This window comes from Haloarcula sp. MBLA0138 (assembly GCF_055632455.1).
This window is the reverse complement of sequence record NZ_JBVMVU010000002.1, coordinates 447174-470855: the sequence shown is the minus strand read 5'-3', so window position 1 is coordinate 470855 and position 23682 is coordinate 447174. Positions and strand designations below refer to the sequence as shown.

Here is a 23682-nt window from a genome sequence, read left to right as displayed (position 1 = left end):
GACAGATTCGGTGTCCGACCAACCCATGTCCCCCTCTCACCGACCGACGGCGTTGACCGGCGGCACCGTCGTCACACCGCATCGCTGTCTCGACGGCGGCGTCGTCACCGTCGTCGACGACCACATCGAAGCCGTCGACGGCCGCTCGCGCCCGCCGGCAGCGGTCGACACCGTCGACGTGTCCGGCCGGTACGTCCTCCCCGGACTGGTGGACCTCCACGGCGACGACGTCGAGCGCCACCTCTTTCCCCGCCCCGAGGAGCGCGTCCCGACCGAGACGGCGCTCCGGCAGTGCGAGCGCGCGGCGCTGGCCGCCGGCGTCACGACGAAGTTCCACGCCATCGCCTTCGAGGACGCTCCGGAGGACCGGCGCAGCGTCGACCTCGCCGCCGAACTGGCCGCCGCCGTCGCGGCGCGGCGCGACCGCTCGACCGTCGCCGAGCGCGTCCACGCCCGCTGTGAACTCGCCGACGCGTCGTCGGCCGAGGCGGTCGCGGACCTGCTGTCGACGCCTGCCGTCGGCCTCGTCTCGCTGATGCACCACGTCCCCGGGAGCGGACAGTACGTCTCCGCGGAGGCGCTCAGACAGCGCTACGAGGCCCGCGGGGTGGTCTCCGAGGAGGGGTTCCGGGACGTCGTCGAGTCCCGGACGGCCGCCGACGCCGCCGCCTTGGCCCGTCGCCGTGACACCGTCGTCGCGGCCGCGCGCGACGCCGGCGTGCCGGTGACCTCCCACGACGACGAGGACGCCGCCGCGGTCGACCGGGCCGCCGACCACGGGGCCGACATCTGCGAGTTCCCGCTGACGATGGCCGCCGCCCGACGGGCCGCCGAACGCAGCCTGACCGTCGTCATGGGCGCGCCCAACCTCGTCCGCGGCGGGAGCCTCTGGGAGAACCTCGACGCCGCGGCGGCCGTCGACGCCGGCGTGGTCGATGTCCTCTGTAGCGACTTCCGGCCACAGACGATGCTCGCCGCCGCCTTCGCCGACACCGGCGAACCGCTTCACGAGCGGGTCCGCCGGGTGACGGCCGCCCCCGCCGACGCCGTCGGCCTGTCCGACCGCGGCCGCCTCGAACCGGGCGCGCGCGCCGACATCGTTGTCGTCGACCCGGACCCGGAGCCGACCGTCTCGCGGGCGTTCGTCGGCGGCCGCGAGGTCTACCGCTTCGCCGGCGGCCGGTGACCGGTCGTCCGGGACGCCCGACAACAGCGCTTCGTGTAACTCGTGCAGCAGCGCGACCGTGATTTCGCCCCCGCTCTGGGCGTGCGTGATGCTTGCCCCACCGACCCCGCCGCCTCCTACCTTCCCTTGGCTCGCTCGGGGCGCTCGGTGGCGTCCCCGGCCAGCACGCGGTCGGCCACGTCGGCCATCGTCTCGATGCGCAGGTCCTCGCGGTGGGCGTCGATACAGGCCAGCACGCGGTCGACGCGCCGGCGCTGAGCGTCGCCGACGAGGTTGTTGGGGTGGAGCCAGCAGTGAAAGACCCCGGGGCCGTCGGCCGCGGCGGCGATGCCCCGGCGCGCGAGCGTGACGATGGGGTCGTGTCCGAGCGTGCGGGTCGCTTGAAGCGCAATCCCCTCGAACCCATGGAGGAACAGCGACGCGGGGGTGTTCACAAGGCCGTGCTCGTCGACGGTCGGCGCGACGAGCGGCGGGCGGCGGTCCCGGCGCAGGCTGTCGGCGAGACGGCCCATCAGGCCTCGTCGTCGGCCGGGCCTGACGCCGCGGTAGGTCCGGAACCCGTGTTCGGCGAGTACGTCCCGGTGACCGACGTTGTTCCGCGGGAAGACGAACGAGTCGAGGTCCAGTCCCCACTCCGCCGCGACGGCGCGACTGCGCGCGAGTTCGTAGGCCGCGGTCTCGCGGTCGGTGTCGGCCGCGCCGAACTCGACGTGGGCGTAGGTGTGGCCGCCGATGTCGTGGCCGACTGCCGCGTCGCGTACGCGGCGGACGAGGTCGGCCCCACAGGTGCGGTCGGGCCGGTCGCGCCACGCGGTCCGCTCGCGCTCGAACCACGCCGGCCACGCGGGGTGGTCCGAGTGGTCGCCGTCACAGCGCTCGTGGAACACGTGGCCGACGACGGCCCACGTCGCCGGCACGCGGTACGCGTCCAGGCGGTCACACAGGTACGCCCACCCGTCGCGGGCGCAGTCGAGTCGCTCCGGGGGCGGCGACTCGAAGTCGGCGAAGCCCCACGCCAGTTCGGCGTCGATAGAGAGGACGACAGAGCCCACGGTAGCCCGCTGTTCGCCTCGGCGGCATTGTAATGGCCGGCCTACGAGCCCTTCAGGCCCGGACGGTTCGCCACGACGTGTCGGAGGCCACGCAGGAACGGCCGCGGGTCGTCGAGTCGGAACACGTCGAAGTTCGGTGTGGCCAGACACGAGACCAGCACCGCCAGCGCCGCCGTCGAGAGCGTCGGCGGGTCGACGAACGGCGAGTGGTCCCGCCAGATGCTCCCGAGGTACCCAAGTTCGCCGTACAGGAAGTGCGAGCCGACGCCGCGGTCGTAGCCACCGGGCACGTCGTCGCTCCGGCCGGTCGCGGCCAGCCAGTAATCCCGCGGGAAGTCCGCGCCGGCCCGGACGGCGACCGCCAGCGACTGCCAGAGCCGCGGATTGACCTCGACGAGCTTGAACGCGCCCGTCTCGGCGTCGCGGGCGTACTCGATACAGGCCAGTCCGTGCCAGTCGAGCGCGTCGAGCAAGCGACGGCCCGCGGTCTCCAGCGCCGGCTCCGAGACGCTGCGCCGGTAGACGCCGCCGCCGCCGACGAAGGAGTCGCCCCTGACCTGCCGGTGTTGGAACGTCGCCAGCGCGTCGCCGTGGTCGTACAGCGCGCCGAAGACGTACTCCCCGCTGGCGTCGACGTACTCCTGTGCGATGGGCTCGTGGCCCATCCGTTCCCGGAACGCTTCGGCGTCGACTGACTCGCCGGCCGCGACGTACTCGACGGTTTTGGCGGTGTGTGCGTCCCGCTCGCTCTGCCCGTCGACGTAGCGGTCAGTGAGGAGGTTGTACCGCGACTTGACGACCATATCCGTGTCCCAGTCCGTCGCCGCCGAGAGCGGGCGCGTCTCGGGAATGGGGACGCCGACCTCGGCGGCGGCCTCGAAGAGCCGCAAGCGGTCGAAAACGCGGTCGAGCAGTCGCGGCGGCGGCGTCACGAGCGAGACGTGGTCGGCGAACTCGTCGCGGTACGCCGCGAACACGTACGGGTCGTGCGGGCGCAGGGGGAGGAGCGTCCGGACGGCGGGACGGGCCGCCACCCGGACGAGCGCGTCTTTGTACGCGACGATGTCGTCGGTCGGGGCGGGGACGGTGACCGAGTCGGCGCAGAACCGCGACGCCGCCGCCAGCGCGTCGTCGTTCTCGGAGGCGACGATTGGGGTCACGCCGCTCTCGGCGAGCGACCGGACGCACGCGTATCCGCCGGGGTCGTAGCCTGTCGGGACGACGGCGGTCCCCCAGTCCGTGTCACCTGCCATACCAACGCGTTAGTCCGGCTCTCATTTGAGTACGGTCGGCTTATCGGGGGGTATCCCGCCGCCGGCCCTCGGTACCGCGTAGTCAGGCGATAACTAACCAACTCGTCTGCCTCCCTCCACCCGACGCTGGCTGGTACAATGCTCTCGAAAGTCGACGCGACGCTTCGCTCGGTCGGGCGCGGCCTCGCGGGGGCGGTACCCGGACTCGACGGTCCGCTGTTGGAGCTGTGGAACGCGTACGTCCGGTTCTACGGGCACGCCAACGCCCTGCGGACGGCCGCCGCCCGCGGCCACAGGACCGTCCCCGCTCCCTTCGAGGTGGTCCGGGTCGACCCCGCGGCCATCTCCCGGATGGTCGAGTACAGCGCCCTCCCGATTCAGGCCCGCGACGAGAACGTCTTCCCGGCCTCCCGGTTCCGCTACGCCGGCAGCGTCGTCGGCGGCGACTGGGACCGCTCGGACCGCCGATTCGAGGACTCCGAGCTGTACCGCTCCTTCGCCGCCCACTTCGACCGCGGCGTCCCGTGGGGCGAGACCGACTTCTACGACACGGTCCTCGGGTACATCCGCGACGGCACTCCGCTGTGGGCCTGCGAGACGGAGGCCGACTTCCGCGAGCGCTGCCGGCGACTCGACGCGCTGTACGACGCCATCCGGCGGGAGGGGTACCAGTCCCAAGCCGCCCTCTCGCGCGCGCCGACGGCCGACCCCGACAGCGCCGACGCGCCGGTGCCGTACCACCTGCGGCTGGTCGACCACGAACTGTCGGTCTGTGTCGGCCGGGACGGCGAGTTCCTGTTCAAGGACGGCCGGAACCGCCTCGCCATCGCCAAGATACTCGACCTCGACACCATCCCGGTGTGGGTGCTGATACGCCATCGCCGCTGGCAGCGCCTGCGCGAGGCCGTCGGTCGCTACCCGTTCGTCCGGGCGTACCTCCCCGGGGGAATCCGGTCGAACCCCGACCTCCCGGGAACGGGGTGACCGTCCGCTCACGCGTCCGCGACACCGCAATTCGGCGGCGTATACAGGCCCGGTAACGACCGCCTTACAATCAGGACGCTCCCGCTCTGGACGGGACGATGCGTCTAGCGACTAGTCGACCGAATCAGTACACTGGAGACACAGTCAGCGACGGCGCGCGCGCCGGTGACAGCGCGTGAGCTTCGACGCCGACGACTCCGGACTGGTCAGTGCCGTCAGCTCGTTCGTCGTTCCGTCGGCCGACGTGGTACTCGGGATGGCGCTGACGGCGGCCGCGCTGCTGGTCGGACTGACGACGACCGGCCCGCTCCGCGCGGTCTTCGGCCTCTGTCTCGTCTTGTTCCTCCAAGGATACGCCGTCGTGGCCGCGCTGTTCCCGGCCCGGCCCGCCGACGAGGACCGGTGGCTCGTCCGCCGGGCCGCGCTCCCCTTCGGCGTCAGCATCGCCTTACTCCCCCTGACGGGGCTCGCGCTCGCGCTCACCGGTCTCTCCGTCTCCCCCGCCCGCGCCGTCGAGACGGCGAGCGCGATAACCCTCCTCGGCCTGCTGGTCGCCGGCCGACGGCGCGTTCACCTGCCCCCCGAACGCCGGTCCCAGCTCCCGCTCGGGCGCTGGGGCCGCGAACTCCGCGCGGCCCTCTTCGACGCGCCGCCGCTCCACGCCGTCCTCAACGTCCTGACGCTCGCGGTCGTGGTTGCGGCCCTGTCCGCGCTGGTGCTCACGGTCGCCGTCCCCGCCCCGTCGTCGACGTACGCGCGCTTCTCGGTCCTCGAACAGAACGAGTCGGGCGCGGCCGTCGCCGCCGGCTACCCGACGGCGATGCCCGCCGGGAGCGAGCAGAACGTGCGGCTGGAGATAGCCAACGAGGCTCCCTCCGACCGGACGTTCACGGTCGTCGCCGAACTACAGCGCCTCTCCGAGAGCGGCGCGGTGGCCGAACAGTCCCGGCTGGCGCAGTTCCAGCGCCCCGTCGCAGCGGGCGCGACGTGGAACGGAACCGTCACCGTGACGCCCGACCGCGTCGGGCCCCAGCAGCGTCTCGTCTTCCTCCTGTACGGCGACGACCCCCCGGCCGACCCAACTATCTCGTCGGCCGAGGAACACCTGTTCCTGTGGGTCAACGTCACCGACGGGCCGGTCGACGACACCGTGACCGACGGCGAACTGACGGGCCCGGCGACGCCGACGCCCCCGGCCACCGCCGCCGGGACGGCCCCCGAATCGCCGGTCGCGCCGGCGGCGACGCCCAACGGGACCGCCTCGCCGACCGACACACCGGCGAACGAGCCGGCTACCCCGCCGGCGACCGCGACGCCGGCGAACGAACCGCCCACTCCGACCGCTTCGCCGACCGCGACACCGACGCCGGCCAACGGCTCGGCCACTGCGACACTGTCGGGCGGCTAAGCGCCACACGGGGCGGTAGCTGCGGTATAACGATACCGCTCCCGCGACCACGGTCACACGTGCGCTGGTAGTGTAACCCGGTATCACGCGGTCGTGCCACGGCCGTGATGCAGGTTCGAGTCCTGCCCGGCGCATCCCCCTTCTCCGGTCGCACCGCCGCGGCCCCCTTCGTTCCCTCGCTCACCCCCCACCCGCGGTCAGGGGAGGACGCCTTCGATGACGCCCGACACCTCGGCGACTATCCAGCCGAGAAAGAGGAGATAGGTACACAGGAGCGCGTAGGACTCGGCCCGGTCCATCACCATGTCGGTCCGCAGGACGGTAAAGAGCAGCACCGTCGCGACGGTGAGCGCGGCGAACATCGGGACCGCCATGGCGAAATCGACCGATTCGCTCCCGACGATGAGGATGCCCGCGGGGATGGCGACGAGCAGGTCGAACGTGTTCGAGCCGAGGACGTTCGCCAGCGAGGCGACGCTGCGCTGGTCTCGGGCGGCCCGCAGGCTCACCAGCGTGTCGGGCAGGCTCGTCGCGCCGGCCACGATGGTCACGCCCAGCAGGAACTCCGAGAGGCCGAACGCGCTCCCGACCAGTTCCACTTGGTGGACCAACTGCTCGACGGCGACGAGGATGACCAGCAGGCCCGCTCCCAGACGGAGCCACTGCCGGCCGACGGCTACGTCGGGCGTCTCGCCCTCGGTGCTGTCGGCGGTGTCCTGAAACTGGATGAACAGGTACAGCGCGTACATCCCAAGCGGGAGCAGCGCCAGCGGCCTGTTCACGAAGCCCGACAGCGCCTGTCCGGGGACCGGGAAGTAGATGACCGCCAGCGCGAAGGTGATAAGCAGGACCGAGACGGAGAGCATGTAGAACTGCGCTTCCTTGTACACCAGCATCCGGTTGCTCTCGACGGGTTCGTCGGTGGCGATGCCGGCGACTGCGGGGATGACGAGGACGTTGAAGACGGCCGACCCGACGATGGCCCCGACGCCGATCTCCAGCGACCCCGCGAGGGCCGCGAACACGACGCTCGCAAGCTCGGGGAAGCTCGACCCGACGGCGGTGACGACCGCTCCCTGTACCACCTCGGGCAGGCCGTAGTGGGCCGAGAGCCGCTCGCTGGCCGTCTCAAGCCACTCGCTGCCCTTCCAGATGGCGACCGTCGCGGCGACGACGATACCGGCCGCGAGGAGGTAGTTCATGCCTACTGGACGCTCGTGACAGCGAGAAGTAAAAAGCACGCTTCGCGACGACGCGGTGTGTCCGGCGTCAGCGGCCGGCTGGGTGTCGGCGGCCTGCCGACGCGGTGTGCGGGCCGGCTCAGTTGCCCGCGATGATGTCGGCGACGCGGTCGCGGTCGAACAGCCGCTCGGACGCGGGAATCTCGGGGTAGGCCTCGCCGTCCTCGTAGCCGGGCCACGCGCCGAACTGCTCGGGATACAGCTGCTTGGCGGTCATCTCTATCTGGAACAGGTTCATCAGCGGCCCCTGATACCGCAGTCCCTGCGCGTAGACGCGGTCGTTCCGGACCGCCGAGAGGCGCTTGCCGACGGCGTTCGACGACAGCCGCTCGCGGACGTTCGCCATGTCGTAGCGCGGCGTCGTCCCCCAGAGGTGGAGGATGACGTCGGGGTCGGCCTCCAGCATCGTCTCGTAGCCCACCGACCCCCAGAGACCGTCCCACTCCTCGGTGTCGAAGGCGTCGATGGCCGCCAGCGGGCGCGTGTCCGCGAGCCAGAAGCCCGGGCGGTTCAGGTGGTAGGTCCAGAACTGGCCGTCACCGAGCGTGACGCGGACGGCCGTCGGTCGCTCCGATCTCGGCGGGAGCGAGGCGTCGATGGTGTCGATGAGGTCCGCGTAGACGGCGTTGAGCCGCTCGTAGCGCTCGCGCTCTCTGAACACGTCGGCGACGTGGCCGAACAGCTCCCAGAGCGTGTAGTACCGGTAGTCCTCGCTGTAGTTCGCCGGGGGCGTGCCGTGGGTGCCGCTGTAGAAGTTCCCGAAGAAGGGACCGACGTTGGCCGACAGTTCGGCCACGTCGTCGGCCGACCAGTTGTCCTGTGTCGTCGCCCACGCGGGGTCGAGGAGGTGTACGTCGCTGTCGAGGCCGTAGAAGAACTCCGGCGTGAAGTTCTCGTAGGGGTTTGGCAGCCCCTCCCAGTCGAAGGAGACGCTGTCGAGGCGCTCGTAGTAGTGGTTCATCGTCGGGCCGCCCATCTCCGGGACGAACATCGCGTTGACCGCGTCGCCCCGGCCCAGCGCCACCAGCATGTCGGCGTACTGGTTGTACATCGTGAAGACGTTCTCGGGCACCGCGTCGAACTCGACCTCGCCGGCCGGGGACAGCGTCGCGGTGTAGGACCCGTCGTCGGTCGTCGTCCCGGCCGCGTCCGTCGCGCTCGCCGGCGTGCCACCGCTGCCGTCGGAACAGCCGGCCATCAGCGCACTCCCGAGGAGGCCGCTGCCGCCGGCGAGGTAGTCCCGGCGCGTCAGTCGCCCGTCGTCTGACTCTCCCATACCTCCGGGGAGCCCGCTCGGGCCTAAACCACTTTCGGATTTTAGGCGGGCCGAAATAATTCCGGCGGCGGGCGCGGCTCCGTGGCGGCCGCCGGGTCAGCCGTCGGGGAGCAGGTACAGCCTGAACCCGCCGGCGCTGTGGACGCGGTCGACACGGGGCGTCCGTTCGAGGCGGCGGAAGCCGTCCGCGCCGTACCGGAGGCCGTGGTAGATGCCGACCTCGCGGTACTCGTCGCTGGTCTCGACGGGCACGTACCGCGCCTCGTCGTAGTACTCGGTCACGTTCTGGCCGAACACGTCGTACGGTATCGGCTCGGCCGGATACGTCGTCGCCACGGTCGACTCGGGACCGTACAGCGCCGCGGCGTAGCGCTCGCCGCCGGTCCGGACCCCCGAGAACGGAATGTCGCCGGGCGAGTACTCGAAGGCCGCCTCGTAGCCGGTCATCGTCTGCTCGGTGACCTGTTCGGTGTCCTGATACATCCACGCCGAGGGATGGAGCCCCATCGTGGCGACCGGGAGCAGACACAGCAGCAGCGCCGCCGTCAGCACTTCGGCCCGCCCCACGCCGACGTAGTGCGAGACGGCCGGGAGAACCCGCGTGAGCCCCGCCGCGCCGACCAGCGTCACGATGACCATCAGGAAGCCGACGAAGCGGAGGTAGTGGTCGCCGAAGGGACCCACGAGGACGAACCCCGTCCCGAGGACCAGCGGGACGAACCCCGCGGTGAGGTACTTGACGAGGCTGTTGTCCTCGGGGAAGCGGTCGTCGAGCCTGCCCAGCACGCTCCAGAGCATCACCGGGCCGGCGACCAGCGAGAAGACTGCCGACCCGAGAAACAGCTTCACGAACAGTTCCTCGATGCTGCCGCCGACGCTCGTGAGCGCGACGGCCCGCCCGGCCGCCGCCGACGCCGACCCTCCGGTCTCTCCCGTGAGAAAGCCGTAGGCCGCGTCCAGCCGCGTCTGGACGCGCGCGCTCTGTGGGGCCCACAGCCACCAGACGGTCACCAGAAACGCCGTCTGGCCGTACACCGGCCGGTGGTCGGCGATGGCGTTTCGCGGCCAGCGCCACCGGACGACGAACTGCAGAACCGCGACCGCCCCGAACAGGGCGGCGAGGTTCATCGCCTCCTGCGGGTGGACGAGGACGTACGCCGCCACCGTCACCGCCAACACGACGCCGACCGGGGTCGGACGCAGGCGCGCCGCCTCCCGGCCGCGGACGTAGCGAAACAGCAGGAAGAGGACGAACGGCAGGAACATCACCGCCTGTGAGGACGGGTGGGCGATGATGTGGGTCCCGACGCCGTTCAGCGGCAGGAGCAGGAGCGCCGCGAACAGACCGACGACGACGGCTCCGCGCCCGCCGGCCACCTCACGGACACACAGCGGGGCGAACACGAGGAACACGGCGACGAAGACGAAGACGGTCGTCACCAGCGCCCGCTCCAGCGCGATTCCGCCGGCCCCGCCGATGAGCAGCGACGACAGGTGGACGCCCGGGTGGAGCAGTTCCGTCGGCGACAGCGCCCCGCTCCCGAACGACCGCGCGTACCCGAGGTGGCTCAGGGCGTCTCCGGACCCGTAGAAGTGGTACCCCCGAATTATCGGCAGCGCCGCCGTCGTCCAGACGGCGCTGCCGGCGAGTACGAGCGCGAGGCGACGCGGCCGCCGCGGGACCGCCCCGCGGAAGGCCACGGCCGCGGCGCTCCCCACGGCGACGGCGGTGCCCACCCAGACGGCGGCCGGGGTCGACGTGTAAATCGACGGCTCGTAGCCGGTCGCCGGGTCGGCCCGGGCCAGCACGACGGCGGCCAACAGCCCGAGATATCCGACGAGCAACAGCGTCTTCGTCCCGTGCCCCGCCCGGTTCGCGGCGGTGTTCGCTCGTGACATGCGTCGCGGTGTACCCTGCCCTGTCGCTCCGGTGCCCATTGTTATGGCCGGCCGAACGGCCGGTAGCCGGCCGCTATGCCTCCGGAACGGCGACGGTTCGGAGCGGCTCGTTCAGGACCGACCGGTACACCGAATCGATGCGCTCGGCCATCCGTTCGAGGCTCATCTCCCGGGCGACCTCCCGGCCGTTCGACCGGCCATCGGCCCGCAGGACGCGACAGAGCGCCGCGACCAGTTCCGCGTCCGACCGGCAGACCGCTGACGGGGAGACACCGTCGAGGCGGTCGCGCACGTCGCCCACGTCGGTCGAGACGACCGGGAGGTTGCAGGCCAGCGCCTCCTTCACGGAGTTCGGCGACCCCTCGCGGCGCGAGGTCAGCAACAGCGCGTCGGCGGCGTTCATGTAGTCGGGCATCCGCTCGTGGGGGACGCCGTGGAGCGTCTGCAGCGTCGGCGGCTCGTCGAGCCGGTCGGCCGCCCGCTCGACGACGCGCTCGGCCCGCGGGTAGTCCTTCACCGTTCGCTCTGTCGGGTACGGGAAGAGGACGTGTGTCCCCGACTGGGACCAGCCGACGCGCTCGCGGGCGGCCCGCTGGTCGGCGGGCGCGAACCGCTCGATGTCGACGCCGTGGGGGATAACGTGGCAGTCGGTACCGAGAAGCGCCGCCATCTCGTCGCTCATGACGATGGTCGCGTCGGCCCGGCGGGCGCACCACCGGCTGAGGTGACCGTACCGTCCCATCAGGTCCGACCCCCACAGCGAGACGACCACGGGGAGTTTCGGCTGTGCCAGCGCGGCCGGCGCGGTCAGGCCGTAGTTGGCGTGGACGAGGTCGTAGTCGCCGAAGGAGCGCTGGAACGCCGCCGAGAACAGCCGGAGGTAGCTGGTCACCGACCGGCCCTCGGTCCGCTCGTCGGTCTGGGTCCGCTCGTCGGGGACCGCGACCACGTCGCCGTCGACGCCGCGCGCTTCCAGCGCCGCCACCTGCTGTTCGAAGAAGCGCGACTCGGGGTTCGTGACGAGGTTCAGGACGCGCACGGCTACCGCCCCACCAGCCGATAGGCCGTCTTCGCCAGCGCCATGGGCGCGCCGCCGGACTCGACGACGTGGTACGGGACCAAGCGCCCGCCGAACTTGCTCTTGTACGCACAGAGCCGCTCCGTGTTGGCTCCCATCAGGTCGTAACGTGTCACCGACTCCCGGGGCGGGTCGACGGCCACGTCCTCGACGATTCGCCAGTGGAGGTGGCTGTTGACGCTCACCCCCTCGTGGGTGGCCTTCGTCCCGCCCTGCCAGAAGTACGCGGCGTCGTTCGAGTACAGCACCGTGATGCCGCTGACGAACTCGCCGTCCGGGCTGCGAGCGACGTAGACGCGACAGCGGTCCTCGGCGGCCAGCGCCGCCGTGAGGTCCGCGACGTACGCCCGGTCGAGCGCGTAGGACTCGCCCTGTTCGGCGTACCGGGCCGCCGTCGTCTCGTGGACCGCCGTGGCCGCTCCGCCCTCGACGCCGACGGTCACGTCGAGGTCGCGGGCGTCCCGGACCTCCCGGCGGAGGCTCTTGCTCGCGGCCGCGAGCAGGTCGTCGGGGTCCCGCCCCTCGGTGTCAAGCGCGTAGGTGAAGGCCGTCTCCACGTCCATGCCGGCCCACGCGAACGGTCGGGGGTCGCCGTAGGCCGGCGAGCAGACGGCCCGCAACACGGCCCCCGTCTCGTCGACGCCACAGCGGTCGAGGACCTCGCTGACGAACGACCGGTTCAGCCGCTCGCGCTTGCGCCGCTTCGGGCTGGCCGGCATCACGATGGGGCCGAGCCGCGGCACGCCCATCCCCGGCGGCGGGGAGGTGACGGTCCGACCCACCGCCCGCTCGCTGACGAACGCCGGGAACAGCGCGACCGGGTTGTTGCCCTTGAACCCGCCGAACAGCCGGAGGTCGGCGTCGGTGTGGTCGTCGAGCACCGACAGCGCCGCCGGCGTGTGGAACACCTCGAACCCCGCGTCTGGGAGCGCCCGCCCCCACTCCGCGAGCGACAGCTCTGTGACCTCCACGGTCAGCCCACCTCCGGCACGCTCGGGGGCTCTTCTGGCGGCTCCGCGTGGGGCCACGTCGCGTCGTTCCAGTCGAAGGAGGCGTACAACTGGGCCGGCGGCCCCACCCACGCGCCCATCTCCTGAGCCCGCTCTATCAGCCGGCGGTAGAGCCAGCCGTAGTTCGGGAAGTCACCGTCGTTGAAGTAGCTGGGATGCCAGAGGACGGTCATCACGGCCCCGTTGTCACGGGCCTCCGTCAGCAACCGCTCGCACTCGTGCCACGCCCCCATCGGTTCGTCGCGGACGCCGGGCAGCGTCAGCTCCATCAGCGTCAGCGGGAAGACGGCGAAGTCGTCGTCGAAGGGTCGAATCGGGTCGTAGCCGTGTTGGAAGCCGTACTCGGTGGTGGAGCCGAGCGTGGTGTCGTAGCGCAGGCCGACCGCGGCCTGTCGCTCCCACGTCTCGGGCTGGTCCAAGTTGAGGTAGTGTTGGCGCGCGCCGGTGACCGGCCGGCCCAGCACGGACTCGACGGTCGCTTTCTCGCTGGCGAGGCGGGTCTCGTCGCGGTACGACTGGTAGGAGCCGTGGAGACCGACCTCCCACCCCCCTTCGTCGAGCGTCCGGATGACCGCCGCCACGTCGTCGTCGGTCACGTCGTACCGGCCCAGATAGAGCTTCCACGCCTCCGGGTCGAGCCACGAGCGCATCGGTCGCTCCAACAGGTGTTGCTCGTCGAGGAAGTAGAAGGCCGACCGGACGCCGTACTCGGCCTCCAGTTCCAGTATCCGCTCGAACTGCCAATAGGGGTCCCGCGTCGGCAGCAGGTCGAGGAGGTGCCGGGGCTCCCGGTCGACGACGGCGTAGTACAGCGACTGGTAGGTCTTGTGGGGCCGGTCCACGTCGTGGGTCAGACAGAGCGCGAACGGGTGGTCATCGAGCAGCGACATCGCTCCCCCCCGTCGGACCGCGTCGGTCGCGCATCCGTGCTAGGCCCCCCGCCCGCTCTCGCCGAGGGCGACGACGGTGGCGTCGGTCGCTTCACGCTCGATGGCCCCGCGCCCGTCGAGTATCGGGGCGTCGAAGGCCGTCCAGTCGAGGTCGGCGAACTCCGAGTGGGGCGTCAACAGGAGGACGGCGTCCACGTCGCGCTCGCGGGCCGCCGACAGCGACAGCGGCGTGACGCCGTCGAAGCGGTCCCACTCCTCGACCAGCGGGTCGACCGCGAACACGTCCGAATCGGCCAGCAGCAGCCGGCGGACGACGGGGACCGACGGGGCGTTGCGAAGCTCCGCGATGTCGGCCTTGTAGGTCAGCCCGAGGACGAGGACGGTGGCCTCGCCCAAGTCGACGCCGTCACCGTAGAGGAGTCGCTGGAGGCTGTTGACCGTGTACTCCGGCATCGTCTCGTTGACCGTCCGGGCCGTCTCCAACAGCGGCGCGGCCACATCGAACTGGCCGGTCAGGAAGTGGGGGTACACCGGGATGCAGTGACCGCCCACGCCCGGCCCGGGGTCGTGGATGTCACAGAACGGCTGGCTGTTCGCCACGTCGATGGCCTCGGTGGTGTCGATACCCATCGCGTCGGCGAACTTCGCCAGTTGGTTCGCCAGCGCGATGTTGACGTCCCGGTAGACCCCTTCGAACACCTTCACCGCGGCGGCTGTCGTCGCGTCCGAGACGGTGACGACCTCGTTGGCCGTTATCTCGTCGTAGATGAGCGCCGCCGCCCGCGCGCTCTCGTCGTCGACGCCGCCGACTATCTTCGGGTGGGTCCCCCGGATGTCGTCGAGCGCCTGCCCGCTGACGGTTCGCTCGGGACAGCAGGCGACGCCGAACGAATCGGCCGACAGCCCGCTCTCGTTTGCCAGCAGCGGCTCGACGAGGTCCGAGCAGGTCCGCGGTGGCACCGTCGACTCGACGACGACGAGGTCGCCGGCCGCCAGTCCCGCCGCCACGTCCTGAACCGCCGACACGAGCGCGTCCACGTCGGGGGTACCGTCGTCGCGCAGCAGCGTCGGCACCATCAGGACGTGGACCGTCGCCGCCCGCGCCGCGGCCACTCCGTCGGAGACGGCGTGGAGGGCGTCGCGCTCGACCACGTCGGCGACCAACTCCGGCAGTCCCGGCTCGCGGGCCACGTGGCAGTCACCGTCGTTTATCGTGTCGACCACCTCGCGGTCAACGTCGACGCCGATGGTGTTGCCCGTTTCGTCGGCGTAGACGGCCGCCAGCGGCAGTCCCATCTTGCCGAGCCCGTACACCGCGACGGGCACGCCGCCGCTGTGGAACGCCGCCCGCTGGCGCTCCGGCTCGCCGGCCGCGTCGTACAGCCCGACGGGCCGCCCGAGCGGTTGGCTCACGGCGACACCTCCGGGGTCTCGCCCAGCGCCGCCCGCTCCACGTCGCCGGCCAGTTCCAGCACCCGGAGCGCGTCGGCGGCGGTCACGGCGGGGTCGCCGCCGCCGGTCGCCGCGTCGACGAAGGCGGCCAGTTCCGCCTTCAGCGGCTCGCCGTTCTCGACGATGGGGCGCTCGACGATGCTCTCGTGGCGGTAGCGCACGTCGCCGTCACGCTCGACGTACTCCGGGAGCGACTGGCGGTGTATCTCTACCGACTGGTCGATGAAGTCGACGTTGACGCGACACTCCATGGCCGTGATGCCCAGCTTCCGGACCTTCTGTTGGGTGAGCCGACTCGCGGTCAGGTCGCCGAGACAGCCGTCCTCGAAGGTCACCTGTGCCGAGACGTGCCGGCCGTCCCGCCCCTCGGCGGTGACGGCGGCCACGTCGGCGTCGACGAGCGACAGCAGGAGGTCGAGGTCGTGGACCATCAGGTCCATCACGACGCTGTCGGAGCCGCCGCGGTCGACCGGCGGGCCGAGGCGCTGGACGTCGACCGAGACGATGTCCAGTTCCGGCGCGATGTCCTCGATGACCCGCACCGCGGGGTTGAACCGCTCGACGTGGCCGACCTGTAGGGTCACGCCCGCCGCGTCGGCCCGGCGGTCCAGTTCCCGGCCCCGCTCGGCGTCGGCGACGAAGGGCTTCTCGACGAGCGCGTCGACGCCCGCCTCGATGGCCGCCCGCGTCACCTCGTAGTGCAGCGTCGTCGGCACGGCGACCGACACCACGTCGACCCGGTCGAGCAGGGTCGCTTGGTCCATCGGTTCGGCCCCGTACTCCGCCGCGACCGATTGCGCCCGCTCGCCGTCGGCGTCGGCCACGCCGACCAGCGAGACGTTCTGCAGTTCACTGTACACCCGGGCGTGATTCGCCCCCATCGTGCCGACGCCGACGACGCCGGCGTCGACACGCTGTCCGTCCGCGGTTCCGTTCGTTGCAGTCATAGATTGGGTTCCGACGCGCCGCCGTCCCGGACGCCGTCGACTCGGCCGCGGCGGCCCGCGTCACGGACCGCTGTCGGCCCGATTCGGGTATTGTTATAATCTTCCTGTTGCCGACCGGTCACGTTTGGCCCCGCCTACGCCGGCCCGCAAACCGCGGGACTGCGCTCGCATTTCGGGGGCGTGCAGCCGTCAGAGGTAGCCTAACTCCGCCAGTCTGTCCCGGGCGTCGTCGTCCAACCGCTCGCGCTCGCCGTCGGGGCGCTCGGCCGTGTCGAGGTCGGCTCGCAGCGCGTCCAGTCGCTCCCGCGCGTCGGGCGAGAGCGTCCCGGCGTCGCCGTCCGCGGCCGTGACGGCGTAGCTCCCGTCCCGCCCGACGAGCGCGGTGCGGTGGGCGTCGTAGTGGGCTATCTCCTCGTCGTCGACGCCCTGTTCCCGCAACCCCTCCTTGGCGAAGGGGATGAGCCCCCGGTACTCGACGAGCCGGTCCCGCGGTGTCACCCCGCTCAAGAGGTCCTGTCCGCGGGACTCGACGGTCAGCCCGGTCGCCGCGGCGACGGTCGCGTGCACGTCCAGCAGGCTCACCGGGTCGTCTACCGACTCGCCGGCCGGCCGCGTCGCCGCCCCGTCCCCGTCGACGGCGGTGACGACTAGCGGGACCCGCGTCACCGGCTGGTAGAGCCCGTAGGTGTGGTTCCACAGCCCCTGCTCGCCGAGCATCTCGCCGTGGTCCGAGAGCGTGACGACGTAGTCGAAGTCGGCGGCGAGTTCGGCGAACAGCCGCCGGTAGGCGTCCGCGAGATAGGCGGCCGCGTCGTCGTAGGCGCGCTCGACGCGCTCGGGGTCGGCGACGCCGCCGAAGGTGTCCCCGAGCGTCACCGACACCGGCTCCCCGGCGGAGTTGAACGCCGCCGGCGGGTCGTAGGGCGTGTGGGCCTCCATCAGGTTGACGAACAGGAACTCGCGGTCGCCGAACTCGGCCTCCCGGACGGCGTCGACGACGGCCGACGCCCCGGAGTCGGGGACGGCCGCGTCGGGGCCGAAGCGACCGAACTTCTTCTCCAAGCCGGCCCGCAGCGACGCCACGGTGGCGTTCTCCCGCCGGAAACAGGCCGCGAGCGCGGCCAGATAGAGCCGCGCGCCCGTCGCGTCGGTTCCGGCCTCGAAGGCCTCCCAGTCCAGCGCGTCCGAGAGCGCGGGGTTCTGGAGCGTGCTCGGGTTGACGAACTCGTCGAAGCCGCGGTCGAACCGGTTCTTCGACGAGGCGTTGTGGTTCGCGGAGAACGCCCGCGTGGTGTACCCCGCCGCCGAGAGCGCCTCGGGGAGGACCGTCCGGTCGGTGTCCAGCGACCGCGACGCCGCGTCGACGCCGACCTCGCTCCCGTACCGGCCGGTGAACAGCGAGGCGTGGGCCGGCGCGGTCCAGTTGGCCGTCGAGTAGGCCCGCTCGTAGCGCGTCCCGGGCAGCCACTCGAAGTGTTCGTCGAACGCGTCTTTCCGGAGCGTGTCGAGGACGACGAGGGCGACGTTGGTCACGACCACACCCCCCGGACGGCGGTCGCCACACGGTTTCGCTCCCGGTTCGGACTCGACGGTGCGAGGGCGTCGGTGTGCATGGCTACCGGGGGGACTCCCGCTCCTATTGATAGCCGCCCCTTACCGGCCGGCGAGCGGGCGTAGGAACCCCTTCACCGGAGGAACGCCCGGACTCGGCCCACGTCGAGCAGCCCGCTCACCGCCGACAGCGTCGCCCAGACCGTCCCGCCCAGCAGGACGGTCCCGACGAAGCCGACCGGACCGGCCGGGTGCGGTTCGACGAGGACCACGGCACACGCCATCCCGGCGGTGATGACGGCGACGACGCCCGCGTCCCGGGCCAGCCGCCGGAGCCGCAGGCCCAGTTCGCGGTGGATGACGAAGACGTTCGCCGCCGTGTAGAACGTGTGGGTCACGACCGTCGCCGCCGCCGCCCCGACCACGCCGACGACCGGGATGAGCGCGAGGTTCAGGAGGAGGTTCGCCACCGCGGCGACGCCTTTCGCCACCGCTCTCGCCCGGGCGCGGCCGACGTAGTCGAGGCAGTCGCTCGTTATCTGGTTGACAGTGTTGACCGCGACGTAGCCGGCGAACACCTGCACCACCGGCACCGCCGGAAGGTAGGCGGAGCCAAACACCAGCCGGACGGTCGGCTCCGCGACCAGCACCAGCCCCGTCGCCGCGGGGACGTAAAACAGCAGGACGTGCCGGAGCGACGACTCGTAGACCCGGGTCGCCCGCTCGGCGTCGTCGGCCGCGGCGCGCTCGCCCAGTGCCGGCGAGAGCGCGAATCCCAGCGAGCCGGCCGGGGCGACCAGCACGTCCGACACCTGCTTGGCGAGGACGTAGTAGCCGACCGCCGTCGGGTTCAACAGGACGCCGACCAGCACCGCGTCGACCCGCTTGTCGATGGCCCCCGCGCCCTTCGTCGCCGTCAGCGGGACGCTGTACTCCAGCATGCGGCGGGTCAGGCCCGACTCCGGGTCGGCCGCGTCCTCCAACCCCCGGTAGTGGCGCACGTAGAGCGCGCCGACGCCGACGACGGCGGCCAACCCGTAGCCGACGACGTACCCCAGCAGGGCACCGAGCGCGTCGAACCCCAGCGCCACGAAGCCGACGGCGAAGGCGAGGCGGCTCGCCCCCGAGAGAGCCTTCACCCGCGCGCTCCAGCCGATGTCGTTGAACCCCTGAAACAGGGCGGTGACGTGGCTCGTGACGGCGTAGGCGACCACGTAGCCGCCTCCGACCGCCAGCAGCGGGGCCGCGCTCTGCTCGCCGAGGCGGGCGGCCAGCGGGCCGGCGGCGACCGTCACCGCGGCTCCGACGGTCAGCGCCAGCGCCCCGAGAAACAGGAACGACCGGCGTAGGACGTGGCCGACCTGTCCCGGGTCCCGCTCCGCGTACTCGGTGACGTACCGCGCGCTCGACTTCGGCAGGCCGAGGACGGCCAGCAGGCTCACGGTCCCCAGCACCGACAGCGCGAAGTGGAGCCGGCCGTAGCCGGTCGGTGACAGGAACACCCGGGTCAGGAGCAGAATCAGCGCCGCGTTCGAGGCGACGTACAGCAACTGGGCCAGCAGTTGGACCCGGAACCCCCGCGCGACGCGGGCGACGAGCGACCCATCCCGGGTCATCCGCTCACCCGTCGGTCCCGCTCTGCCCGGCCCGTCGGCGGCGCGCTCGCCGGTAGTCGTCGCGCTGTCGCTGTGATTTGCCGCGAGTGTCGAGACGTGTCCACGGCGCGTTCCCGTCGGGACGGCGCGAGACTACGCCTTTGTTATCGTCGCCGAAACGCCGGTTTGGCGACGGTAATGGGCCCGTAACGACTTCCTACCGGGGGTGTCGCTGCGCTTCACGAGGCGTCTCGCGCCGACGCCGGCCGGTAGGACGCTCCTACTGCGTAGCCACTGAGACCCCGCGAACTGGTAATCAACTGGTCGGTAACGTCGCAGTACCCCGTCCGCTTCCGCTGCGCAAACGGAACCGAGTGGTACCGTCTCGGGGCGCAGTTGGTCGAAATTACCTTTTGAGTAAGCCCCGGCTTCCCGGCCATGCCGACTCACTCCGAGGACGGCGAGGGCGGTAACGAGCGACTAACAGACGAGCAGTCGACGGGGGCAGACGACGCGATCGACGAGACCGGCCGGGCGACGGTCGACAGGCGGACCGCGCTGAAGATGTTCGGGACCGCGGCGGTCGCGGCGACCGGCGGCGTGTTCGCGGCGAGTTCACCCGCGGCCGCCACCGACCGGCCCAGCAACCGCGTGAACCTCGGTGACGAGGGGCTGAGTCCGGGCGACAGCATCGACGACTACCTCGACGAGTACTTCGTCGAGGGCAACGAGGTCCACATCCCGGCCGGCACGTACGACTGGGACGGCGACAGCGGCGGCGGCACCTTCGACGGGAGCGCGTGGCTCATCGGCGACGGCGAGGTCGTCCTCGACATCGGGGACGGCAACACGACGAACTTCAGGGTCAACGTGGCCGACGGTGCCAGCGGGGCCCACGTCCGCATCCAGAACATCACCCAGCGGGGCATCGTCGGCGGCGACAGCCGGTTCAAGGTGGCGGCCCGCGACGAGGACGCCGTCATCGAGTACATCAACGTCAACCGGCCCGACGGGACGACCGGCGACATCGACGAGTCCAACAGCATCGGTCTCTACGTCACGAACCCCCACGCCGGCGTGGTTCGGTTCATCAACTGCCACATCGAGGGCCACACCAACAACGGCATCTACGCCAGTTCGCCCGGTGAGGGCGACTCCGAGGACGGCTTCGGTCCCGTGGAGGTGTACGGCGGCCTCTACAAGAACAACGACGTGAACAACATCCGGCTGGGGACGCCCAACTCGAAGGCCATCGGCGTCGTCTCGGTGTTCGACGGGCCGCCCCGCGGGCAGGACGGCGGCTCGTTCAAGGGCTTCCGCATCCGCGAGTCCGGCGAGAACATCCTCATCCGGGACTGCGACATCACGATGGCCGACGCCTCCGGGTCGGCCTCGCCGATTCAGGTCGCGGACTCCCGCTTCGAGGGGCCGTCTCCCTCTAGCACTCGCGTCGAGAACACCCGCATCCGCAACGAGTCCGGCAGCAGCGCCATCGACACCCACAGCGACGACTACGACATCTCCGGGGACACCATCCACCTCACTGGCGACGGGGACCTCGAACTCAACGGCAGCGGCCCGTTCACGAACGTCATCACCGGCAGCGAGGCCGACGAGCCGACGACCGAGGAGCGCCAGTACGACTGGAACGAGGAGGGCAGCACCGACCAACCCTCAAGTGGCGATTCGGACCAGTCAGAATCAACAAGCGGCTACGACCACACGCTCACGGTCGAGACGGTCGCCTCGCCGCGCTCGGGCATCAACTACGATTTCACGACCGCCGGCGACGTGACCGGAGCCGAATCGAACGACGAGGTCACGCAAAACAGCGACGGCACGTGGACCGCGACCGGGACGACCGGCGGCGGGTTCAGCGACACCTACGAGTTCAACGGCGAACTGCTCTCGTGGAGCGCGACGACCCACCCCGAGGAGGACAGCGGCGAGTACACCCTCTACGTCGACGGCTCCGAGGTCGACCCCACCGACTACGGGGCGGACGACCAGTCCGACGCGGAGGAGACGCGGGCCGGCCCCCGGAGTCTGACCGTCGAGACCGTCACCGGCTCGGGCGTCCTGTACGCCTTCACCGCCAGCGACGGCGTCACCGGCGGCGACGCCGCGGAGGTCGGGGGCAACGACGCCGTGACGGAGAACGACGACGGCACGGTCACCGTCGCGGGCGACACCGGCAACGGCTACGCCGACGACTGGGAGTTCACCGGCGAACTGCTCTCGTGGTCGGCCGAGCAACACCCCGAGGAGGACAGCGGCGAGTACACACTCTACGTCGAGGGCTCCGAGGTCGACCCGGCGACCGTCGGTGGCAGCGGTGGCGACGGCAGCGAGGACGACGGTAGCGGCGACGAGCAGGACGCCCCGCTCCCCAACCGCATCACCTTCGACGCGTCGGACGGCCGGGACGGCAGCTACGCCTTCGCGGTGTCCGGCGAACTGGCTCCCGACCCCGAAACCGCGGGGCTGGAGTCCAGTGACACCATCGACGGCTCGTCGGCAAGCGGCGAGATAGCCGGCGAGACCGACAGCTACCGGTTCTCCGGCGACGTGGTCTCGCTGGAACTGACCGGCACCGCGACCGTCGGCATCGACGACGCCGAGTAGGGACCGCTCCCCTCGGTTCGCGCGCCGCTCGGCCCGCTACTGCTCTGTCACGTGCCACGGGCCGGCGTCATCTGCCTGCGCTGCGGTACCGTCGGTCCTCGCGGTGCCGTCCCGGGTGACGGTCCCGTTCGTGGGCCGCTGTGGCGCGTCGGTCGGTCCCGCGCCGACCGCCGTCTCGGGTATCCTGACGTTCTCCTGCTGTATCTCGGAGCTCTCGGAGGAGCGTACCGCGTCCCCGGTGACGCTGATGTAGGAGTTGACGATGCTGGCCGTGGAGTCGTCGAAGAAGAAGCCGTCGCGTTCCTCGCCCGACTGATGTATCCAGAGGTTGTCGAACCGACAGTCCTCCCGTTCGTCGACCTCGACGGTGACGCCGCCGCTGGCCGGCCCCTCGACGGTGACGTTCTCCATGTGGATGTTCTGGTCGCCCGTGACCTCGCCGTCGGGGTCCCGGACCCGTATCGCCGGCACGTCGTCGGTGTGTACCCGGACGTGCGTGTTGCGTATCGTTGCGGACTCGAGCCAGTGGGCGAGGACGACGGCCCCGCCGCTGTGGCTCACCTCGTGCATCTCGATGGTGCAGTCCTCGACCAGCACGTTCGCCCCGGCCCGGAGCCGGAGCCCGCGCATGTTGGTGAACCCCTCCGGCGCTCTGTCACACCGGACGTGCGCGCCCCGGACCTCGCTGTCGCTGCCGACTCGGAGGCTAGACACGTCGCAGTTGGCGAAGTAGCCGCCGTTGACCCGGACCGCGCCGTCGGGCGTGTCCGCGTACAGCCCGTTGTCCGAGAAGCCGGTGATGTGGCAGTCGTTGAACCGTATCTCGCCGTTGTGGTGGTCGCCGACGTAACAGCCGGCCGTCCCCACGTCCGGCGTCGACCCGTCGGGGAGGTGGAGCCGGTCGACCGTACAGACCCCCTCGGGGTCGGTGCAGTCGATGCGCATGCCGCCCCAGCCGGCGTCTTGGGTCCCGATGACCCGCACGTCCCGGACGGCGGACTCGCCGCCGACGAGCAGGCTCACCGGCCGCGGGCCGGTGCGGGGCGCTCTGATGTCGAACTCGATGCCCTCCAGCAGGAAGCCGGTCGCACGCTCCGGCCGTCCGATGTCGAACAGGACGCTGTCGTAACCTCGTTCGGGAACGATAGTCGCCCGGTCGCCGACCAGCGCCGTGTGTTCGAACTCCAGAAACTGGACCGTGTCGTGCATCAGGTATCGCCCCGGCGGGAGGTACACCAGCGTGTCGTCGCCGAGGTGTTCGCGCAGGAGGTCGACGATTGACTCCTCCGCCTCCCGGTTCGCCCCCGCCTCCGCGAGGTCGACGACGGTGCCGTACTGGTCCGCGTGTGGGGTCGGGCCGGTCCGTGAGACCGTCGACTCTCCCGTCGGTGTACCGGTCCGCGTCCCCGTGGCGGTGTCTGTCTCCGTCCCCGGTTCGCCGTCTCCGCCGAACATTTCACAGCCGGCCAGCGCACCGACAGCGCCCAACGCTCCGAGCCGTTTCAGCATCTCTCGTCTGCGCATTCGTGAGTCTCAGTCCGGCCACTCCCGTCGGACGCGCTTTAGTATGGACTGGCATACTATTCGGTGTACTCGGCTTACCGTCGGTACGGATTCGGAACCGCTCTCTCGTTTGACCGTTCACCGCGGGTCCTGACCTCGGCCGCGGTGTCGCTCGTATCGGCGTTTCCCTGCCCCGCACATCGCCCGTGGACCACCGCTACGAATCCCGACCGGACGAGTCCAGACAAGTATTAAGTTCCACTCGGCAGACTTGTCAATATGGATACGAACCGGGCCGCCCGAGTGGGCTCGTACGCCCTTGCCGCCGTGGTCCTCCTCGTCGCCGCGCTGTCGGTCGGCCTCCTCGACGCCCTCCCGGTACCGACCCAGTTCCTCCGGCCGTTCGCGGGCTGGCTTCCCGTCGGCGGGGCGACGCTGACGCCGCTCGTGTTCGTGGGCCTCCCGCTCGCGCTCGCGCTCACGCTCCTCGGGCGGGCCGCCCTCACGACGGCCGCGGCCGAAACCGTGTTGGCCGCCGTCGCCGTCCCCTGCCTGCTCGTGGCGGTGTGGGCGCTCTACAGCTACCTGTTCACGACACCGGGCGTCTACTGGGGGGGTCTGTTCACGATAGCCGCCGGAACGCTGCTGGCCGTCGTGGTCCTCCTCGACGCCGTCCTCGCGCACGCGCAGCGGCGACCGGCCCGCTGAAGCGTTGAGACAGCCGCTCGGCTA

At 71.0% G+C, this 23682-nt stretch carries 18 protein-coding genes and 1 tRNA gene; 6 read left to right on the top strand and 13 right to left on the bottom strand.

Features of this window, described 5'->3' with window-relative positions; all coding sequences use genetic code 11:
• Nucleotides 1–25: 25 nt before the first annotated feature.
• Nucleotides 26–1186: an alpha-D-ribose 1-methylphosphonate 5-triphosphate diphosphatase gene (locus ACV7JO_RS17770; RefSeq protein WP_470356001.1), complete on the top strand. Its 1161-nt coding sequence runs from the start codon at nucleotides 26–28 to the stop codon at nucleotides 1184–1186.
• Nucleotides 1187–1302: 116 nt separating this feature from the next.
• Here ACV7JO_RS17770 and ACV7JO_RS17765 read toward each other — a convergent pair whose 3' ends face one another.
• Together ACV7JO_RS17765 and ACV7JO_RS17760 are read right to left on the bottom strand one after the other, a co-directional pair.
• Entirely contained in the window at nucleotides 1303–2238 is a 936-nt protein-coding gene (locus ACV7JO_RS17765) for a polysaccharide deacetylase family protein (protein ID WP_470356000.1), read from the bottom strand.
• 41 nt (nucleotides 2239–2279) lie between these two features.
• The gene (locus ACV7JO_RS17760; protein ID WP_470355999.1) at nucleotides 2280–3491 is read right to left on the bottom strand and encodes a carboxylate--amine ligase; all 1212 of its coding nucleotides are present in this window, start codon (nucleotides 3489–3491) and stop codon (nucleotides 2280–2282) included.
• A 138-nt stretch (nucleotides 3492–3629) separates the two neighbouring features.
• On the opposite strand from ACV7JO_RS17760, the gene ACV7JO_RS17755 reads away from it, so the two are divergent.
• The 3 genes from ACV7JO_RS17755 (at nucleotide 3630) to ACV7JO_RS17745 (ending at nucleotide 6017) form a co-directional block, all read left to right on the top strand.
• Nucleotides 3630–4475 (top strand): hypothetical protein, encoded by an 846-nt coding sequence (locus ACV7JO_RS17755; RefSeq protein ID WP_470355998.1) that lies wholly within the window; start codon nucleotides 3630–3632, stop codon nucleotides 4473–4475.
• A gap of 175 nt (nucleotides 4476–4650) precedes the next feature.
• Entirely contained in the window at nucleotides 4651–5883 is a 1233-nt protein-coding gene (locus tag ACV7JO_RS17750; protein WP_470355997.1) for a DUF1616 domain-containing protein, read from the top strand.
• 61 nt (nucleotides 5884–5944) lie between these two features.
• Nucleotides 5945–6017: transfer RNA gene (locus ACV7JO_RS17745), tRNA-Gly, on the top strand.
• Nucleotides 6018–6080: 63 nt separating this feature from the next.
• Here ACV7JO_RS17745 and ACV7JO_RS17740 read toward each other — a convergent pair.
• The 10 genes from ACV7JO_RS17740 to ACV7JO_RS17695 form a co-directional block, all read right to left on the bottom strand.
• Nucleotides 6081–7085 carry a sodium:calcium antiporter gene (locus ACV7JO_RS17740; RefSeq protein WP_470355996.1) on the bottom strand — a complete coding sequence of 335 codons (1005 nt, stop codon included), beginning with the start codon at nucleotides 7083–7085 and terminating at the stop codon, nucleotides 6081–6083.
• A 118-nt stretch (nucleotides 7086–7203) separates the two neighbouring features.
• Nucleotides 7204–8400 (bottom strand): ABC transporter substrate-binding protein, encoded by a 1197-nt coding sequence (locus ACV7JO_RS17735; RefSeq protein ID WP_470355995.1) that lies wholly within the window; start codon nucleotides 8398–8400, stop codon nucleotides 7204–7206.
• A 96-nt stretch (nucleotides 8401–8496) separates the two neighbouring features.
• On the bottom strand, nucleotides 8497–10299 hold the full coding sequence (locus tag ACV7JO_RS17730) for a hypothetical protein (protein ID WP_470355994.1): 1803 nt from the start codon (nucleotides 10297–10299) through the stop codon (nucleotides 8497–8499).
• Between the two features lie 73 nt (nucleotides 10300–10372).
• A complete protein-coding gene (locus ACV7JO_RS17725) occupies nucleotides 10373–11338 on the bottom strand; it encodes a glycosyltransferase (protein WP_470355993.1) in 966 nt (321 codons plus the stop codon).
• A 2-nt stretch (nucleotides 11339–11340) separates the two neighbouring features.
• Nucleotides 11341–12348 (bottom strand): GNAT family N-acetyltransferase, encoded by a 1008-nt coding sequence (locus tag ACV7JO_RS17720; RefSeq protein WP_470355992.1) that lies wholly within the window; start codon nucleotides 12346–12348, stop codon nucleotides 11341–11343.
• A 2-nt stretch (nucleotides 12349–12350) separates the two neighbouring features.
• Nucleotides 12351–13277, bottom strand: a complete 927-nt coding sequence (locus tag ACV7JO_RS17715; RefSeq protein ID WP_470355991.1) for a polysaccharide deacetylase family protein — start codon at nucleotides 13275–13277, stop codon at nucleotides 12351–12353.
• Nucleotides 13278–13316: 39 nt separating this feature from the next.
• Complete coding sequence (locus ACV7JO_RS17710) at nucleotides 13317–14690, bottom strand: nucleotide sugar dehydrogenase (RefSeq protein WP_470355990.1); 1374 nt, start codon at nucleotides 14688–14690, stop codon at nucleotides 13317–13319.
• Complete coding sequence (locus ACV7JO_RS17705; protein ID WP_470355989.1) at nucleotides 14687–15676, bottom strand: Gfo/Idh/MocA family oxidoreductase; 990 nt, start codon at nucleotides 15674–15676, stop codon at nucleotides 14687–14689. The genes ACV7JO_RS17710 and ACV7JO_RS17705 overlap by 4 nt, the downstream gene beginning before the upstream one ends.
• Before the next feature lie 189 nt (nucleotides 15677–15865).
• Nucleotides 15866–17209 carry a sulfatase-like hydrolase/transferase gene (locus ACV7JO_RS17700; protein WP_470355988.1) on the bottom strand — a complete coding sequence of 448 codons (1344 nt, stop codon included), beginning with the start codon at nucleotides 17207–17209 and terminating at the stop codon, nucleotides 15866–15868.
• 152 nt (nucleotides 17210–17361) lie between these two features.
• A complete protein-coding gene (locus ACV7JO_RS17695; RefSeq protein ID WP_470355987.1) occupies nucleotides 17362–18843 on the bottom strand; it encodes an oligosaccharide flippase family protein in 1482 nt (493 codons plus the stop codon).
• A gap of 417 nt (nucleotides 18844–19260) precedes the next feature.
• Between ACV7JO_RS17695 and ACV7JO_RS17690 the strand changes: the two genes are divergently transcribed.
• Nucleotides 19261–21447: a hypothetical protein gene (locus ACV7JO_RS17690; RefSeq protein WP_470355986.1), complete on the top strand. Its 2187-nt coding sequence runs from the start codon at nucleotides 19261–19263 to the stop codon at nucleotides 21445–21447.
• Between the two features lie 36 nt (nucleotides 21448–21483).
• Here ACV7JO_RS17690 and ACV7JO_RS17685 read toward each other — a convergent pair whose 3' ends face one another.
• Complete coding sequence (locus ACV7JO_RS17685; protein ID WP_470355985.1) at nucleotides 21484–22971, bottom strand: right-handed parallel beta-helix repeat-containing protein; 1488 nt, start codon at nucleotides 22969–22971, stop codon at nucleotides 21484–21486.
• Between the two features lie 258 nt (nucleotides 22972–23229).
• On the opposite strand from ACV7JO_RS17685, the gene ACV7JO_RS17680 reads away from it, so the two are divergent.
• Nucleotides 23230–23658: a hypothetical protein gene (locus ACV7JO_RS17680; protein WP_470355984.1), complete on the top strand. Its 429-nt coding sequence runs from the start codon at nucleotides 23230–23232 to the stop codon at nucleotides 23656–23658.
• Nucleotides 23659–23682: the final 24 nt, after the last annotated feature.

Bases quoted from the DNA above. Each gene is read 5' to 3' on its own strand.
- ACV7JO_RS17695 (WP_470355987.1), bottom strand. From the start codon at position 18,843: ATGACCCGGGATGGGTCGCTCGTCGCCCGCGTCGCGCGGGGGTTCCGG.
- ACV7JO_RS17715 (WP_470355991.1), bottom strand. From the start codon at position 13,277: ATGTCGCTGCTCGATGACCACCCGTTCGCGCTCTGTCTGACCCACGAC.
- ACV7JO_RS17755 (WP_470355998.1), top strand. From the start codon at position 3,630: ATGCTCTCGAAAGTCGACGCGACGCTTCGCTCGGTCGGGCGCGGCCTC.
- ACV7JO_RS17760 (WP_470355999.1), bottom strand. From the start codon at position 3,491: ATGGCAGGTGACACGGACTGGGGGACCGCCGTCGTCCCGACAGGCTAC.
- ACV7JO_RS17730 (WP_470355994.1), bottom strand. From the start codon at position 10,299: ATGTCACGAGCGAACACCGCCGCGAACCGGGCGGGGCACGGGACGAAG.
- ACV7JO_RS17705 (WP_470355989.1), bottom strand. From the start codon at position 15,676: ATGACTGCAACGAACGGAACCGCGGACGGACAGCGTGTCGACGCCGGC.
- ACV7JO_RS17770 (WP_470356001.1), top strand. From the start codon at position 26: ATGTCCCCCTCTCACCGACCGACGGCGTTGACCGGCGGCACCGTCGTC.
- ACV7JO_RS17690 (WP_470355986.1), top strand. From the start codon at position 19,261: ATGCCGACTCACTCCGAGGACGGCGAGGGCGGTAACGAGCGACTAACA.
- ACV7JO_RS17685 (WP_470355985.1), bottom strand. From the start codon at position 22,971: ATGCGCAGACGAGAGATGCTGAAACGGCTCGGAGCGTTGGGCGCTGTC.
- ACV7JO_RS17735 (WP_470355995.1), bottom strand. From the start codon at position 8,400: ATGGGAGAGTCAGACGACGGGCGACTGACGCGCCGGGACTACCTCGCC.
- ACV7JO_RS17740 (WP_470355996.1), bottom strand. From the start codon at position 7,085: ATGAACTACCTCCTCGCGGCCGGTATCGTCGTCGCCGCGACGGTCGCC.
- ACV7JO_RS17680 (WP_470355984.1), top strand. From the start codon at position 23,230: ATGGATACGAACCGGGCCGCCCGAGTGGGCTCGTACGCCCTTGCCGCC.